At 65.3% G+C, this 15,544-nt stretch carries 14 protein-coding genes; 2 read left to right on the top strand and 12 right to left on the bottom strand.

All coding sequences use genetic code 11. The annotated features are described in order from the left end of the window. Positions 1-31 precede the first annotated feature (31 nt). The 9 genes from D3I60_RS06165 to D3I60_RS06125 form a co-directional block, all read right to left on the bottom strand. Entirely contained in the window at positions 32-793 is a 762-nt protein-coding gene (locus D3I60_RS06165) for a CPBP family intramembrane glutamic endopeptidase (RefSeq protein WP_262775266.1), read from the bottom strand. Positions 794-817: 24 nt separating this feature from the next. Next, positions 818-4,702 carry an efflux RND transporter permease subunit gene (locus D3I60_RS06160; protein WP_262775265.1) on the bottom strand — a complete coding sequence of 1,295 codons (3,885 nt, stop codon included), beginning with the start codon at positions 4,700-4,702 and terminating at the stop codon, positions 818-820. A 145-nt stretch (positions 4,703-4,847) separates the two neighbouring features. Then, on the bottom strand, positions 4,848-6,101 hold the full coding sequence (locus D3I60_RS06155) for an MFS transporter (RefSeq protein WP_262775264.1): 1,254 nt from the start codon (positions 6,099-6,101) through the stop codon (positions 4,848-4,850). Then, entirely contained in the window at positions 6,098-6,979 is an 882-nt protein-coding gene (locus D3I60_RS06150) for a nitroreductase family protein (protein WP_262775263.1), read from the bottom strand. The genes D3I60_RS06155 and D3I60_RS06150 overlap by 4 nt, the downstream gene beginning before the upstream one ends. After that, entirely contained in the window at positions 6,979-7,509 is a 531-nt protein-coding gene (gene msrA, locus D3I60_RS06145; RefSeq protein ID WP_262775262.1) for a peptide-methionine (S)-S-oxide reductase MsrA, read from the bottom strand. Before msrA ends, D3I60_RS06150 begins: the two co-directional genes overlap by 1 nt. Positions 7,510-7,564: 55 nt before the next feature. Then, positions 7,565-8,779, bottom strand: coding sequence for a hypothetical protein (locus tag D3I60_RS06140; protein ID WP_262775261.1), 1,215 nt, complete (start codon positions 8,777-8,779; stop codon positions 7,565-7,567). Between the two features lie 104 nt (positions 8,780-8,883). Continuing rightward, positions 8,884-9,549 carry a peptide deformylase gene (locus D3I60_RS06135; RefSeq protein ID WP_262775260.1) on the bottom strand — a complete coding sequence of 222 codons (666 nt, stop codon included), beginning with the start codon at positions 9,547-9,549 and terminating at the stop codon, positions 8,884-8,886. Positions 9,550-9,562: 13 nt separating this feature from the next. After that, the gene (locus tag D3I60_RS06130; protein WP_262775259.1) at positions 9,563-10,366 is read right to left on the bottom strand and encodes an HpcH/HpaI aldolase/citrate lyase family protein; all 804 of its coding nucleotides are present in this window, start codon (positions 10,364-10,366) and stop codon (positions 9,563-9,565) included. 8 nt (positions 10,367-10,374) lie between these two features. Next, the gene (locus D3I60_RS06125; protein ID WP_262775258.1) at positions 10,375-10,905 is read right to left on the bottom strand and encodes a MaoC family dehydratase; all 531 of its coding nucleotides are present in this window, start codon (positions 10,903-10,905) and stop codon (positions 10,375-10,377) included. 85 nt (positions 10,906-10,990) lie between these two features. On the opposite strand from D3I60_RS06125, the gene D3I60_RS06120 reads away from it, so the two are divergent. Continuing rightward, positions 10,991-11,650: a histidine phosphatase family protein gene (locus D3I60_RS06120; protein ID WP_262775257.1), complete on the top strand. Its 660-nt coding sequence runs from the start codon at positions 10,991-10,993 to the stop codon at positions 11,648-11,650. A gap of 85 nt (positions 11,651-11,735) precedes the next feature. Here the strand turns inward: D3I60_RS06120 and D3I60_RS06115 are convergent, their stop codons facing one another. Both D3I60_RS06115 and D3I60_RS06110 read right to left on the bottom strand, forming a co-directional pair. Then, positions 11,736-12,239 (bottom strand): SRPBCC family protein, encoded by a 504-nt coding sequence (locus D3I60_RS06115; RefSeq protein ID WP_262775256.1) that lies wholly within the window; start codon positions 12,237-12,239, stop codon positions 11,736-11,738. Positions 12,240-12,340: 101 nt separating this feature from the next. Further along, the gene (locus tag D3I60_RS06110) at positions 12,341-12,703 is read right to left on the bottom strand and encodes an ArsR/SmtB family transcription factor (RefSeq protein WP_262775255.1); all 363 of its coding nucleotides are present in this window, start codon (positions 12,701-12,703) and stop codon (positions 12,341-12,343) included. A 182-nt stretch (positions 12,704-12,885) separates the two neighbouring features. On the opposite strand from D3I60_RS06110, the gene D3I60_RS06105 reads away from it, so the two are divergent. Then, a complete protein-coding gene (locus D3I60_RS06105) occupies positions 12,886-13,707 on the top strand; it encodes an HAD-IIA family hydrolase (RefSeq protein WP_262775254.1) in 822 nt (273 codons plus the stop codon). A gap of 218 nt (positions 13,708-13,925) precedes the next feature. Here the strand turns inward: D3I60_RS06105 and cls are convergent, their stop codons facing one another. After that, a complete protein-coding gene (cls, locus tag D3I60_RS06100; protein ID WP_262775253.1) occupies positions 13,926-15,398 on the bottom strand; it encodes a cardiolipin synthase in 1,473 nt (490 codons plus the stop codon). Positions 15,399-15,544: the final 146 nt, after the last annotated feature.

Genomic DNA, 15,544 nt, shown 5'->3' with positions numbered 1-15,544 from the left:
CGTTCGCCTGTCCCGACCTCGCCTGCTCCACTCAGCCGAAGTCGACGAGGGTGAGCATTCCCGGGGCGAGGAATCCCACGGCGTCGATGATGACATGCGCCCACACCAGCGGCATGAGCCTGCCCTTGCGCACGAAGTACCAGCCGAAGATGATGCCCATGGCGACGTTGCCGATGAACGGGCCGATGCCCTGGTAGAGGTGGTAGCTGGCGCGGAAGATCGCCAGGGAGATGATGATCGGCCAGGGTCCGAAGCCCAGCTGCCGCAGACGCAGCGCCCCGAAGCCGAAGATGAGCACCTCTTCGAGGATTCCGTTCTTCGCGGCCGAGAGCAGCAGCACGGGAATCGTCCACCAATGATCGCCGAGGTTGGACGGCTGGATCTCGGCAGTGATCCCCAGTGCCCTGCCGCCCGCGTACACCCCGAGGGTGCCGATGCCGATCACGAGGAAGATGAGGGCACCGTGGCCCAGGTCGCGCAGTCGGTGCCCGTCGACTCCGAGCCCGATCGGCAGCGGCCGGGCCGGTCGGTCTCGACTGAGCAGGTAGATCGCGAGGGCGACGGGCACGAGGGTGAAGCCGATGTCGAGAAGCTGGTAGATCAGGTCGAAGCCCGGCCGGGGCGAGATCGAGGTGTTGAGCTTGGCCTGGGCGTCGCTGATCGGTCCGCGCGTGGCGACGTCTGCCAGGCGGACGATCGCATAGACGGATGCCTGCCCCAGGGACAGGGCAGCAATGAGACCGAGCTCGAACCACAGGCGCTTCCTCTCCTGTGGTTCGAGCTCGGTCGTCATGGACTCAACTCTAGCCGGGACGGCTCAGTGTTTGGGTTCGCCGTCCCCGTCATCACGACGCGGATGCTGGCTGCGCAGGGTGAAGTCCGTTCCCGGCCCGTCGCCTCGCTCCACGTCGGTGTCCTGTCTGGCGCCGGTCGGTTCGTCGTCGCGGCGGTCATCGAGGCGGTCGGCGTCCGTCGATCCATCCGCCGCCGAGGCGGTCGTGCCCGTATCCGCGGATGTCGAGTCCGCGGTCGGTGCGGTCGCCTCGGTGGGGGCCTCCCCCGATCTCCGTGACCGAGTGTCAACGGAATCTGCGGCAGGGGCCCCGGCATCGGCAGTCACAGTCGCGGTCTCCCGCTCATGCGCCCGTGCCTCGGCGGCGTCGAGGACCTCACCGCGGGCCATGTTCTTCACGTACTTCTTCTCGGCCCGGCGTTCCTTGACCCCTTCGAGCAGCAGGTAGAGCACGGGCACGAGGATGAGCGTGAGCAGCGTTGAGCTGACCAGTCCGCCGATGACGACGATCGCCAGCGGCTTCGAGATGAACACTCCCCCGCCGGTGAGCCCGAGGGCCATCGGCAGCAGAGCGAAGATCGTGGCGGCCGCGGTCATGAGGATCGGACGGTAACGCAGTCGGGCGCCATGGACGATGGCCGTACGAAGGTCGACCCCGCGCACTCGGAAGTGGTTGATGAGGTCGATGAGCACGATCGCATTCGTCACCACGATGCCGATGAGCATGAGCAGACCGATCATCGACGTCAGCCCCAGCGGAGTGTCGGTGATGAGCGAGAGCGCAACCGAACCCGTGGCCGCGAACGGAATCGAGACCAGCAGGATCAGCGGCTGCAGCAGTGACTTGAACGTGGCGACCATGATGACGAACACGATGAGGATCGCCGCGAGCATCGCCAGTCCCAGCTGCGAGAACGCTTCGTTCTGCTCCTGGGTGGCACCGCCGGTGTCGACGGACACCGTATCGGGCAGGTCCACCTCGTCGAGGGCGGACTGGACCTCGGTCGACACGGCCCCGAGGTCATCGCCTTCCGGGGTCACGGACACGGTGGTCGAACGCTGCGAATCAGTGTGGCGGATCGTCGGTGCGGTCTTGACCTCCTTGACGTCGGCGACCTCATCGAGTTCGATGAATCGCGGCTCCGAGGTCACAGGAGCACCCGCATTCGGATCGCCGCCCGTCGTACCGGCACCACCTGCGCCGCCGGCACCACCAGCGCCTCCGGCTGCACCGGCGTCACCCGACCCCCCGGCACCGCCGCCAGCTCCACCGGCAGCGCCGGCCGTTCCGCCTGCCGCACCTGCGCCGGCTCCTCCGGCAGGCGCGGTCTCTTCCGGCTTGCCCGGGATCTTGAGTTCACGCAGCTTCTCCACGGTGTCGGCATTGCGATCGAAGAGCAGCACCGTATGGGAGACATCGTCGATGACGACCTCACCGATCTGCTGACCGTGCATGGCACGCTGCACATACTGGCCGATGGCCGCCTCAGTGAGGTTCTCCTTCGCGGCCTTCTCATGATCGACCTTGACTTCGATCACGGGCTGGACCGCAGCGGTATCGCTCGTCACCGACTGTGCCGAGGATACGCCCTCGAGCTTGTCGCTGACCTTGTTCGTTGCGTCCTCGAGTTCCTCGGGATCGGTGGCCGTGAGTGTGACGTCGATGGTCTGCGCACCCGGGGTCGAGCTCTGGCTTGCCACCTCGACGTCGCCGGCACCCTTGAGGCCGTCGAACTGCTTCTGCAGATTCGCGGAGATCGACTGCGCCGAGACTCCGGACTTCGTGTTGACGATATAGGTGCCCGTCAGCGACGAATCGTCGGTGAAGCCGAACGACGTGCCGCCGAGCGACAGCTGGTAGTAGTCGACATCGGATTCATCGGCGAGGATGTCCTCGACCTTCTTCGCCTGCTCCGAGGCCTCATCGAGGTCGGTGCCCGGGTCGAAGGTCTGCGAGATCTGCAGGGAGTCCTGCCCGGTGTCGCCGAAGAGCTCGGTCTTCAGCTGTGGGATCATCGCTCCGGTGCCTGCGAGCACGAGCACGGCGATGAGGATCATGATGATCGGGTGCTTCGTCGAGAACCCGATGGCCGGCATATAGGTCTTCTGCAGTCGCGTCACCGGAGAATGCATTCCGGCGAGCTCGTCGACCGCTTCCGTTCCGTCTTCGGAATCGCCGTAGCGCGGTCCGTCCGCGGCCACTCCGGTCGCATCGGTTCGAGTCGCGGCACCGGCCTGCACGGGAGCATCGGCCCGCAGGGACGATTCGACGCTGTCACGAGGACCGGTGTCCTCGGCTTCGGCACCGGCGGCGACGAGGTCGCGCTTCCTGTCGGCTTTCTTCGCTTCCTTCTTCTCTGCCCGCCACTGCGACAGCATCGACTTCCGGCTGCGACGGATCTCCGCCTTCTCCGCACGGGTGAGCTTGACCTTCGCCTCACGCTGACGCAGGAACCAGTACGCGAGGACGGGCACGATCGTCAGTGCCACGAACAGGGACGAGAGCAGGGCGATGGTCGCGGTCAGGGCGAAGGGCCGGAACATCTCACCGGTCTGCCCGGTCACGAACGCCAGCGGCAGGAACACGGCCACCGTGGTCAGGGTCGATGCGGTGATGGCACCGGCCACCTCGGAGACGGCGGCGAGGATGTTCGAGAACTTGTCGCCGCCGGAGGCGTGGCGTCTGCGGATCGCCTCGATGACGACGATGGAGTCGTCGACGACGCGGCCGACGGAGATCGTCAGCGCACCGAGGGTGAGCATGTTGAGGGTCTCCCCGCCCATCCACAGCCCGATCATGGCGATGAGGAGGGAGAGCGGAATGGAGATGGCGGTGATGATCGTCGCCCGCACCGACAGCAGGAAGACGAGGATGACGAGGACCGCGAAGATCAGGCCCAACCCACCCTCGTTGAGCAGGTCGTGGATGGACTGTTCGATGAACGGGGCCTGGTCGAACGCGGAGACGAACTCCGTGTTGTCACCCATCATCTTCTCGAGTTCGGGCAGCTTGTCGGCCACCGCGTGAGAGACGTCGACGGTGTTCGCGTCGGACTCCTTCATCACCGACACGGACAGCGAGGGTTCGCCGTTGGTGCGCGAGATCGACTCGATCGGCTCATCGACGAGTTTGACGTCGGCGACGTCGGAGACCTGGATCGGTCCGTCGTTGCCGGAGATGACGAGGTCCTTGATCGCATCGATCGAGCGGATGCGGGTGCCGACCTCGACCGGGGCCGTGCCGTCGTCGCCCTTGAGCTCACCCGCCGAGGTGGGCACACCGTTGGACTGGAGGATTCCGGCCACCTCGTCGAGGTTGGCTCCTTCGTCCTCGAGGTCGTCGCGGCGGATGCTGATCTCGACCTGTTTGGTCTTCGCTCCGGCGATCTGGACCTGGGAGACGCCGTCGACCTTCTTCAGCTCAGGTTCGACGATGTCTTCGAGATTCGCCGCCAGCTGGTCTTCATCGGCATCCGAGGTCACGGACAGGGCGAGCACCGGAATATCGTCGGTGCCCATCATCATGACGTTCGGTTCGACCCCGTCGGGCAGGGTCGGCTGCACCTGGGAGACGGCGCGCTGCAGGGCGCGGACGACGTCATCGGAGTCGTCGCCGTACTTCGTGCTCACGGTGATCTGCGAACTGCCCGCCGAGGAGGTCGAGGTCATGTCCTCGACCTCGGGCAGTGCGGTCAGCGCCCCTTCGAGTGGGTCGGTGACTTCGGATTCGACGGCCTCGGGGGTGGCTCCCTCATAGGAGGCGGTGACCGTGGCCTGTGGGTTATCGAGGGACGGGAAGAGCTCTTGCTTGAGAGAACCGGCACCGATGACGCCGAAGATGATGGCGACGACGGAGATGAGCGCGATGAGCGCCCGGTTCTTCAGGCTCAGCCGGGTCAGGAAACTCACGAGGGGACTTTCTTTGTCGTAGGCAGGGCGACGACGCAGAACGCCGACTCAACCAACCATCCTAGTGAGTGTCCCCTGAACCGCACATGAGGAAAACCTGACTTCTCGGAATCAGGAGCTTAGGCCACTGGCAGCTGCTGATGTGTCACCCCGCCGAGGCAGGTTGGCGGGGACGGGTCTCGCGGCCGAAGAACCACAGGCCCGCGGCGATGATGCCGAGGACGCCGGTGAGCATGAACGCCCACGAGTAGTCGAAGTGGTCGACGACGGCTCCGGCGATGATCGGGCCGAGGATGGCTCCGCCGTCGAGGGCCATCTGGTAGCGGGCGAGCACTCGGCCGCCCTTGCGGTCGCGGCCGATGACGTCGGCGACGGTGGCCTGCTGAGCGGGGTTGGCCAGGCCGGAACCGATCCCGGCGATGATGGAGAAGGCGAAGAACAGCCAGATCGAATCGATGAAGGCCAGCGCCGCGGTGGTCACGCCGAGGACGAACAGACCCCATTGGATGAAGGGTTTGCGCCCGACGGTGTCGGCGAAGCGTCCGACCACAGTCACGGCAGAGGCATTGCCGATGGCGAACATGGTCAGCGCCAGTCCGGCCACGGCGGTATCGGCCTTGAGGGCCTGGATGGCGAAGAGCGGGTAGATGGCCACGCGGATGCCCATCGCTGACCAGCCTTGGACGAAGGCGGAGATGAGCGCCGACCGGTAGGCCGAATCCTTCCAGGCTTCCCGGAAGGACATGACTTCCTGCTGCTCCATGTCCTTCTCCGCTTCCAGCCGGGCACGTCCGGACTTCGTCGAGGAGCCGAAGGATGCGGTGGAGGCGAGGAAGACGCGGACGACGACGGCGGCGATGAGCAGACCGACGGCGTAGATGACGAACGGGATGCGCATTCCCCATCCGGCCATGGCACCGCCGAGGACGGGTCCGGCGATATTGCCGACGAGGAACGCGGTCGCATACGTCGACGATGCCTTCGCGCGGGCGTCGATCGGGGCGAGGCGGACGATGAGCGCCATCGCGGAGACGCTGAACATGGTCGAGCCGATTCCGCCGAGTCCGCGGAAGATCAGCAGCTGCCAGTAGTTCTGTGCGAAGGCGACGGCCGCGGTGGAGGCGGCGACGATGAGGAGACCGGTGATGTAGATGCGGCGTTCGCCGAAGGCATCGACGAGGCGCCCGGATGAGGGTGAGAACACGAACCGGAAGAACGCGAACGAGGAGACGACGATGGTTGCGGCGGTGACCCCGAAGTCGAAGCTCGCCGCGAACTGCGGCAGGACGGGTGCGATGATTCCGTAGCCCAGGGCAACGATGAAGGCCGCTGCCACGAGGACATAGATCTCCTTGGGCAGGCGGCGCGTTTCCGGAGTGTCGGTGTCGGGTGTGCTCACAGGGTATCGAGGAACTGTTCGGGTTTCGGCAGGGGGCGGGTGCTCGTGGTCAGGCGCTGTCGGTAGCGTTCGGGGACGGCTCCGATGTAGAACCAGCCCATGAGCAGCTCGTGATCGGTCAGGCGGTGGAGGCGGCGCACCGGTTCGGTGTTCGTCAGGGTTCCCGAGCGCCACATGACTCCCCAGCCGGCTTGCCACAGGGCGAGTTCGAGCAGGTGGCCGGCACCGGCGGCGGTGACGTGCTGCTCCCATTCGGGAACCTTGTCATGTTCGACCGGTGAGGAGACGAGGGCGAGCAGAAGTTCGGCCCGCAGCGGCTTCGTATTGGTCTCGCCGGGTTTGCGGACGACGCCGGCGGCTTCGTCGAGGGCGTCGCCGAGGCGGTTCCTGTCGTTGCCGCGGATGATGAGGAAACGCCAGGGGTGCAGTGACTTGTGGTCGGCGACCGAGGAGATCGATCGGATGATCTCGAGCAGATCGGAGTCGTTCGGGGTCTCCGGGTCGACCTTTGAGATCGACCGTCGGGTGCTCAGGGCGTGGAGGACGGGATCGGCGACGATGTCGATCGATGACGGCGCTGAGTAGTCGGGTCCGCGGCGAGTGGGCGTCACGGTTGCGGTGCGGTCCGTCGCTGAGGCGGCGGTTGCCTCGGTGGAGTTCGTCTCTGCCCTATCCCGCGGCGACGGTTCGGCTCGTGCACCCTGGATGTTCTGTGATTCCTGCGCGGCCAGGCTCTTCGCCCATGGCCCGGTGTTGCCGTCGAGGAAGTGGGCACGGACACGGCCTTTCGTCACCTCACAGGCGTCGCCCGCGTCTTTGGACCGTTTGCGGTCCTTGTGTTTGGACTTCTTGCATTTGTCCTTTTTGCGGCTGCCCATCAGCTCACCCATTCGGCGAAAGCGGTGCGGGCCTTGTGCAGTTTCGGGTCGATGATGACACGGCAGTAGCCGTTGTCCGGGTTCGCGGTGTAGAAGTCCTGGTGGACCGCCTCGGCGGGATAGAAGGTGCCGAGGGGTTCGAGGGTGGTGACGATCGGGTCGTCGAACAGTGTCTGCGCGGATTCGATGGCTTCGGCGAAGTGCTGCTTCTCGGTCTCGTCGCGGTAGAACATGGCCGACCGGTACTGGGTGCCGACGTCGTAGCCCTGGCGGTTGAGGCTCGTGGGGTCGTGGCCGGTGAAGAACAGGCCGAGAATGACGTCTTCGGGGACGATGTCGGCGTCGAAGGTCACCTGCAGGGCTTCGGCGTGGCCGGTCATCCCGGAGCAGACCTCACGGTATCCGGGGTTATCGGTGTGTCCGCCGGTGTAACCGGAGATCACTTCTCTCACGCCGGTGGTCCGCTGGTAGACGGCGTCGAGGCACCAGAAGCAGCCAGCGCCGAGGGTGAGGGTACGAAGATCGCTCATGCAACGTATAACGATGACGCGCGCAGGTTATTCCCGAGCTTCCCCCGGTCAGCGGTCACGGCCGCCCTCGGTCGGGGCGGAAGGTGTATTCGTCCGGGCGCGGCCATCGCTCCAGTGTGCGGACGGCATCCTCGACATCGCCATCGGCGATCTCGAAGCTCGAGGAGTATCCGCCGTCTTCGTCGTCGAGACTTCCCGGGTGCAGGGTGCCGGGTACGGATTCGCGCAGGGCCTCGGCGGAGAGCAGGTCTGCGAATGGTTCGTCGTCGACCTCGTTGAGATCCACACTGGTGAGACGTCCGTCGACGATGTCGAGGGTGAGTTCCAAACGTCCGCTCGATAGGCCGGCGTGGTCGCCCGATCTGACGGTGCCGCCGTCGCCGCCGCCGGTGATTCCGGTGACCGGGTAGATATGCCGAGCCGGTGCCGCGCTCGGGGTCGATTCGTCGGGTCGGACGTCGATCGAAGTGATGTCCTCGTCCTTGAGCAGCTGTTCGATCTGTTCAGGGTTTAGGACGACGGGTTCATCGCCTGAATACAAGGAATCGGGATAGGTGACCCACACGAAGAACTTCGCGGAGGCGAACTGCTCTCGGACCGCCTCGGCGCTGGCCTCCGAGTTCGGGTGCGGCAGAGACAACAGCGTATCGACCGATTCGCGGATATGGGCGGGAAGTTCGATCTCGAGCGGAGCATAATTGAGTTCCTCGACGTCGTCGGCCCATTTCTCGACCTTGTCGATAAGGACCGCTGTCGCCGCGACTAGTCCGCCGTTGACGACAGCATTGAGACCACGGCCGACGCCGCTCGGAAGCTTCTCATCGACCTTCTCCGCCAACCGCTCCGTCAGCGGCCAGAGCGCCCAGGCAGCCGCTCCTGCTCCAGCTGCGGTGACCAGATTGAGGAACGCCGGGGACGTCACGTTCGCCTGTTCGTCCCACCAAGTATCCGCGTCGGCATCGCCGTCGAGTGCTCCGACGTCAGAGATGTGCGCAGGAGAGGAAGCATATCGGACGGGGCCGCTCCCTCTGGTGGATAAGGCTCCGAAGAATTCGTCGATGCCGCTCGATCCGCCCACCTTGCCGAGGAAGGCCCGGGACCCGGTGAGCCAGGTCAGGCCCGCGTTGGCGAGCGCCGTGGCGCCCCGCAGGCTGCCCTGATATTCGGCGGAGACGTCGCGGCGGCGGACGAGCGCGAGAGCACCGGCGCCGAGAGCAGCAGTGGTCCGCACGAAACGGTGATGGCGGTGGGGGATGTCGGGAAGTCGCATGGCTTCATCGAATCATGCTCGCCTGAATTGCCGGTGAGAATGGTCACGGGCCTGAGGTCACGATGATTGCCGCCCTGGTTCCCGCCGACGGCAGCAGCGAGAGCTCACATCACCATGCCCGAAGGCAAGGAGAAGCCGAGTTCGGCGGCGGCCTTCTGTGTCGAGGGCTGGTGCCAGAAATTCGCCACGGATTCGTTCGTCGCCAAGGATCGCATCTCGGCTCTGTCGAGGAAGAGGACCCCGGACAGGTGATCGGTCTCGTGGGCGACGATGCGCGCCGACCACCCGGAGACCTCCTCGGCAATGGGGTTGCCCTGCAGATCGACGCCCGTCAATGCGATCGAGCGCGAGCGGGCGACGACGGCCTGGTAGCCGGGGATCGACAGACACCCTTCATAGAAGGCGACGTCGTCGGCCCCGGCGCGTTCGTACTCCGCGTCGAGGACCACCCGCAGCGGCATCGGCTCCCGCTGCCGGACCTTCGCGACCTCGGGATCGCGGGCACCGGGATCTTCGGCGACGAACATCGACAGACCGATGCCCACCTGCGGGGCGGCGAGGCCGACTCCCGGGGCGGCGAGCATGGTCGCTCGCATCACCTCGGCGAGCTGCTCGAGCTCGGCATCGTCGACCTGCCCGTCGAAGGGGCGGGTGTCAGTGCGCAGGATCGGGTCTCCGGCCTCGACGATGGGCGCGGTCCCGTCCCCCGCCTCAGCGGCGGTGAGAACGGCACGGATCTGGTCGGCGATGAGCGCATCGGCGGCGTTCACGAGGTGATGTCTCTCAGTTCGCGCGGGCGACGATGAGTTCGGCGTGCTTGAGCAGCGGGGCGTCGATCATCTTGCCCTCGAAGGAGAATGCGCCCTTCTCCGTCTTCGCCAGGTCGAGCACCGACCGTGCCCAGGTCAGCTGTTCGTCGCTGGGGCGGAAGGCGTCGCGGACGACGGGCACGTGGTTGGGGTGGATGGAGACCTTGCCGGAGAACCCCGACTGCACGGCGTCTTCGGCCTCGGCTGCCAGTCCTTCGAGGTTCGGGATGTCTGCCCAGATCGAGTCGAGTGCGAACTTGCGGTGGGCCCGAGCGGCGAGGAGGGTCTGACTGCGCACATGCTTGGCCACGTCCCGGTAGCCACCATCGGCCTTGCGAGAGGAGCCTCCGCCGAGGTCGGCGATGAGATCCTCCGAACCCCACATCAGCGCATAGACGTTCGACGCGGCGGCGATCTCGGCGACGTTGACGGCTCCGAGCGCTGTTTCGATGAGCGCGATGACCTGGAATCCGGAAACGATCGACACATCGGATGCAAGCTCGGCCTTCGGCAGCATCACGGCCGTGTACTCGGTGCGCGCAAGCATCTTCAGATCCTCGCCGAGGTGGCCCGAATCGTGGGAGTTCACCCGCACGACCGTGCGGGTCGGGTCGAGCGGGAAGTCGACGATGGACTCCCGTGCGGCAGCTTTGTCGGCCTCATTGACGGCGTCTTCGAGGTCGAGGATGACGATATCCGAGCGTTCGGCTGCTTTCGTGTACCGGTCGGGACGATCGCCGGGGACGAAGAGCCAGGCGGGTTTGAACTCGAGAGACATATGGGCGCTCACTTTCCGGTGTTGGTCTGATCGGCGGTGTCGGCGGTGGACTTTGCCGCCGCAGATTCGTGACTGGAGTCGAACATCATCGCCTGGCGCACGGCCTTCGCGACGAGCTTGCCGTCCTGGTTGTAGCCGCGATGTTCGAAGGTGACGATTCCCTGGCCCGGACGGGACTTCGAATTGCGTTTGTCGAGGATCGTCGTCTCTGCGTAGAGGGTGTCGCCGTGGAACATCGGTGCCGGGAAGCTGACCTCGGAGAAGCCGAGGTTTCCGACTGTCGTTCCCTGCGTCAGCTGGGACACGGACAGACCGATGAGGGTGGCCAGGGTGAACATCGAGTTGACGAGGCGCTCGCCGAAGGGTTCGGTGGCCGACCATGCCGCGTCGAGGTGCAGGGCCTGGGTGTTCATGGTCACGGCCGTGAACAGGGTGTTGTCCGCCTCGGTGACTGTACGGCCAGGTGCGTGCTTATAGGTGGCTCCGACTTCCATCTCGTCCAGCCACAGACCTCGTTGTGCAATGACCTTGTCACTCATGTAACGCTCCTCACTCGTCGTGATTTGAGTTTATCGCCATTCACCGGACCCCTGCGACTCGGGGGTCGGTAGGATCGAGTCCACCATGGCCATCACACGATCCCTCTTCGTCGTCACCCACCCGGAGGCCCGACACCATCTCGAGGCCCGGGTCGGCGGGTGGCACGATTCCGAGCTCACCGCCCGCGGCGAACTCCAAGCCGATCGCATCGCCTCCGAACTGCGGTCGCGGATCCCGACGGCCGCCTCGGCGCCGGTGTTCACCTCCGATCTCAAGCGGACGCGGAGGACCGCCAAAGTGATCGCCGATCGACTCGGCACGCGCGCAGTCGACCACCCGGGTCTGCGCGAGAAGTCGTATGGGGTCGCGGAGGGACGGGAGCAGTCCTGGCTGGACGAGCGCTTCATCTTCCCACCCGTGCCCGATGGCGCCTTCGACCACACGATGCGCCTCGATCATGCCGAAGGCATCGACGGTGCGGAGACGCGGCGCGAGGCCGGCGCTCGGATCTACGCCGCGGTCGGCGAGATCCTCGCGCAGCGAGCCTCGCACCAGGTGGTCGTCACCCACGGCTTCGCCCACACGTTCGTCATCGGTCGGTGGCTCGAACTGCCTCTTGAGGCGATGGGGCGGGCGACGTTCGCCGCGCAGTCCGGGTGCATCACCGAACTGACCGAGGACGATCGGTTCGGCAATCGGACCCTGCGGTCGCTCGCTGCGGTGGACCACCTCGGCGATTCCTGAAGTGGTCCACCGCCGCGGGGCAGCGACTGCGGCCCGCAGCCGTGACATCGACGCCGGGCCCAAGTGCCGGACGTCGCGGGCGCAATCAGGCCGAGACCTCTGCGCGGAGTTCGACGAAGGCCGAGGACCAGCCGTCGTAGACACTGGCGTCTTCACCCGAGTCGTCGGGCAGGCCGGTCAGCGTGAACGTCATGCGGGTGCGGTCGGCGTCGATCTCCTCAAGTGCGACGCTGACGCGCGGGGCATTGTCGATCTCGCCGGGACTCCCCCAAGTGAAGTCGAGGCGGACGGGCTCGTCGATGTGAAGGTACTTCCCGGCGGTCGGGAACTCCTGTCCCGTGTCTGGTATGCGCATAGTATAGGTGTATTCGCCGCCGACCCGCAGGTCGACGGATACGGATTCGCGTGGGGTGACCAGCGTCTCGGGGTGGAACCAGCGGGCCATGACGTCGGGGTTCGTCCACGCTTCCCAGACGCGGGCGCGCGGGGCGGTGAATTCGCGGACGATGGTGAATCCGGGTTCTCCCGCCTGTGCGCTGTTCGGATCGGTCACTGTGTTGTCTGTGGTGTCTGTGTTCTCTGCGTTCATCGCTGTTCTCCTCCTTGAGTCGTGCATGATGTCTGCGTCGTACGTGATGTCTGCGTCGTACGTGATGCCTGCGTCGCGCGGTACGTCATTGCGGGCAATGGTCAGTCCGCAGTTCGATCTGCGGTCGACGGATCGGTCGTCGATGTATCGGCGGGCACCTCCTCGGCGAGGATGCGGTCGAGGTTGTCGAAGCGCTGCTGCCATTCGTCGTGCGCCGCCTGCAGCCAGTCGGTCGCCTCGGTGAGGGCGTCCGCATTGAGTGCGACGATGCGCTGCTGCGCGGATTTCGATCGGGTGATCAGCCCCGCCGCCTCGAGCACCTTGAGGTGCTGGGAGACCGCGGAACGACTGATCGGCAGCGGCTCCGCGAGCTCACCGGCGGTCTTGTCTCCTCCGCGCAGACGATCGATGATCTCCCGACGCGTCGGATCGGCAAGCGCCGCGAAGACGTGATCCATACTCATTTAAGCATCCCCTTAATTAAGTGATTACTACAATACACTCTTCGACCGCCCCGTCAAGGGGGCTCTGGGACGATCTCAACAGGGGGTACGGCGCCATCGGATCGAACTTCTCAGCACACTTGCGCCCAACCCGACTAGGCTGGAAGCAGCCGCTTCGGCCCACCCCGAGCTCGAGGAGAGACATGGATCGCGATTCGATCGACTGCTGGCTGACCGATATGGACGGCGTCCTGGTCAAGGAGAACAACCCTCTGCCGGGAGCCGCGGAGCTGCTCGCCCAGTGGCGTCAGGCCGATATCCCCTACCTGGTGCTGACGAACAACTCCATCTACACCGCTCGCGATCTCTCCGCCCGGCTGCGCTCGAACGGGCTCGACGTCCCCGAGTCGAACATCTGGACCTCGGCGATGGCCACCGCGGACTTCCTGTCCAATCAGGTCGAGCACGGCACGGCCTATGTCGTCGGCGAGGCGGGGCTGACCACGGCGATCCACGAGGCCGGGTTCGTCATGACCGAGCACGACCCGGACTTCGTCGTCGTCGGCGAGACCCATTCTTATTCGTTCGAGGCGATCACGAAGGCGATCCGCCTCATCGATGCCGGCTCCCGCTTCATCGTCACGAACCCCGACGCCACCGGCCCCTCCCCCGAGGGCGTCCTGCCTGCCACCGGCGCCATCGCCGCTCTCATCACCAAGGCGACGAACCGCGAGCCCTACGTCGTGGGCAAGCCCAACCCGATGATGTTCCGCTCGGCCCTGAACAGGATCGGCGCCCATTCGATGAGCACCGCAATGATCGGCGACCGCATGGACACCGACATCATCGCGGGCATGGAAGCGGGCATGCACACGGTGCTCGTGATGTCGGGGATCTCCACCGCCGAGGATGTCCGCCGCTTCCCGTTCCGACCCAACGAGATCGTCGACGGCGTCCACAATCTGTTGGACGTGCCGCTGGAGAGCCGCGGCGACCTCGGCCCCGACCCCACGGGTTCCGCCTGAAACAGACCGGCCAGCCGCACTTCCCGGCGATGAACTCGACTCCCCCGAAAACTTAGGTCACTAACGGATACTTCTGGCCGCGAAAAGTATCCGATAGTGACCTGGGTTTGGGCGCAGCTATCCGAAGATGACCACAATTCTGCACCACGGCACGCGATGCGATCGCCCCGCACCTGCACAGCATCGCACCTGCTGCACAAGAGGCTCCGGACTCCCGGCTACTGCAGCGATGAGGTCAGGCGCATGACGGACTCCATATAGCGGCGGGGCCATGGCCGCTTCCCCCATTCCTCCAGGGTGAGTTCTCGGCTGACGCCCTGGTAGTCGGCGACGACGTCGACGATGTCATCGACCAGATCGCCGCCGGTGGTCAGCAGGCTGATCTCGTAGTTGAGACCGAACGAGCGCATGTCCATGTTCGATGAGCCCATCACGGCATAGACGTCGTCGACGATGAAGCACTTCGTGTGCAGCACGGCGGGTTTCGGATACAGGAAGATCCGCACCCCCGCTTCGAGCAGCGACCGGTAGTAGGACGACTGCGCCCGGTCGACCATGTACTGGTCCGCCTGCTCGCTGACGTAGAGCTCGACGTCGACCCCACGCCTGGCCGCGGTCTCCACGGCGGCCAGCAGCGATTCGTCGGGCACGAAATAGGGGCTGACTATGGCCAGACGCTTCTGCGCCAGATACATCATCGAGGTGAAGACCTTGAGGTTCGGAGCGGTCGTGAACCCGGGCCCCGAAGGAACCAGCTGCATCGCACTCGTCGCCCCGCCGACTTCGGGCTCGTTGCCGTCGCGCTCGTACGGGCGGATGCCCAGAGCCTGTCCCGATTCGGAATACCAGTCGGTGGAGAACACCGCCTCGATTCCGGCGACGATGGGCCCGGAGAGCTCGACCATGATGTCGTGCCAGTTCCGGCCGATCTGAGAGTTCTTCCTTTTGAGGTAGCTCGAATCGATCATGTTCTGCGAACCCATCATCGCCCTCTTGCCATCGATGACGAGCAGCTTGCGGTGGTTGCGCAGATCGATGCGCCGAGCCTTGCCGCGCCATGGAATGAACGGCAGCATCAGGTGCCATTCGATGCCGGCGGCGTTCAGTCGTTTGCCGAGCCGGTGGAATCCCGGATACTTCCGAGATCCGATGTGGTCGAAGAGGACACGGACCTCGACCCCGCGCGCAGATGCTCGCTCCAGAGCCTGGAAGAAGACTTCGGTCGTCGAATCCCACGCCATGATGTAGATCTCGACGTGGACGTAGTCAGTCGCCCCGTCGACGAGTTCGGCCATCCGTGCGATCGACTCTTCGTAGTCGGAGATCACCCCATGGCTGTCGCCGGTGACCATCGGCAGTGCGGTCAGCGCCCGCCCCAGCTGGGCGACGGAGACGAATTCGGGCTCAGCGACCAGAGACGGCGGCACGTCGGGCAGGTCGTCGGCGCCTTCGTGCATGAGTTCGTTCGCTTCGGCCTGGATCCGCGCCCGGCGCTGGTTGATATAAGGACTGCCGAGCAGCAGGAAAGCGGGAATTCCGACGATCGGCACGAACAGGATGAGCAGCAGCCATGCCGATGACGATGACGGGCGACGGTTCTCCGGCACCACACCGACCGCGATGATCTTCACGATGTATTCGATGACGATCCACGTCGTCGTCGCCACCGATGCCACCATGCTGAGATCCATCTGCTCCCACTTCCCTTTCGGCCGCCGTCTCACCTCACGGTGTTATCGGATAAGAATATCGCCCGCCGAGGCGGACCTGCACATCCGTACGGATGTGCGGCGCCGCCTCGGCGGGCGATTGACCGACGGAAGGTCGGCACCGGCTC

It is taken from the genome of Brevibacterium permense, assembly GCF_025506275.1.
Lineage (GTDB): Bacteria > Actinomycetota > Actinomycetes > Actinomycetales > Brevibacteriaceae > Brevibacterium > Brevibacterium permense_A.
Note: the sequence above shows the minus strand (reverse complement) of the source record. Positions and strands in the feature narration are given on the sequence as shown.

Bases quoted from the DNA above. Each gene is read 5' to 3' on its own strand.
- D3I60_RS06165 (WP_262775266.1), bottom strand. From the start codon at position 793: ATGACGACCGAGCTCGAACCACAGGAGAGGAAGCGCCTGTGGTTCGAG.
- D3I60_RS06150 (WP_262775263.1), bottom strand. From the start codon at position 6,979: ATGGGCAGCCGCAAAAAGGACAAATGCAAGAAGTCCAAACACAAGGAC.
- msrA (WP_262775262.1), bottom strand. From the start codon at position 7,509: ATGAGCGATCTTCGTACCCTCACCCTCGGCGCTGGCTGCTTCTGGTGC.
- D3I60_RS06140 (WP_262775261.1), bottom strand. From the start codon at position 8,779: ATGCGACTTCCCGACATCCCCCACCGCCATCACCGTTTCGTGCGGACC.
- D3I60_RS06130 (WP_262775259.1), bottom strand. From the start codon at position 10,366: ATGTCTCTCGAGTTCAAACCCGCCTGGCTCTTCGTCCCCGGCGATCGT.
- D3I60_RS06125 (WP_262775258.1), bottom strand. From the start codon at position 10,905: ATGAGTGACAAGGTCATTGCACAACGAGGTCTGTGGCTGGACGAGATG.
- D3I60_RS06120 (WP_262775257.1), top strand. From the start codon at position 10,991: ATGGCCATCACACGATCCCTCTTCGTCGTCACCCACCCGGAGGCCCGA.
- D3I60_RS06115 (WP_262775256.1), bottom strand. From the start codon at position 12,239: ATGAACGCAGAGAACACAGACACCACAGACAACACAGTGACCGATCCG.
- D3I60_RS06110 (WP_262775255.1), bottom strand. From the start codon at position 12,703: ATGAGTATGGATCACGTCTTCGCGGCGCTTGCCGATCCGACGCGTCGG.
- D3I60_RS06105 (WP_262775254.1), top strand. From the start codon at position 12,886: ATGGATCGCGATTCGATCGACTGCTGGCTGACCGATATGGACGGCGTC.
- cls (WP_262775253.1), bottom strand. From the start codon at position 15,398: ATGGATCTCAGCATGGTGGCATCGGTGGCGACGACGACGTGGATCGTC.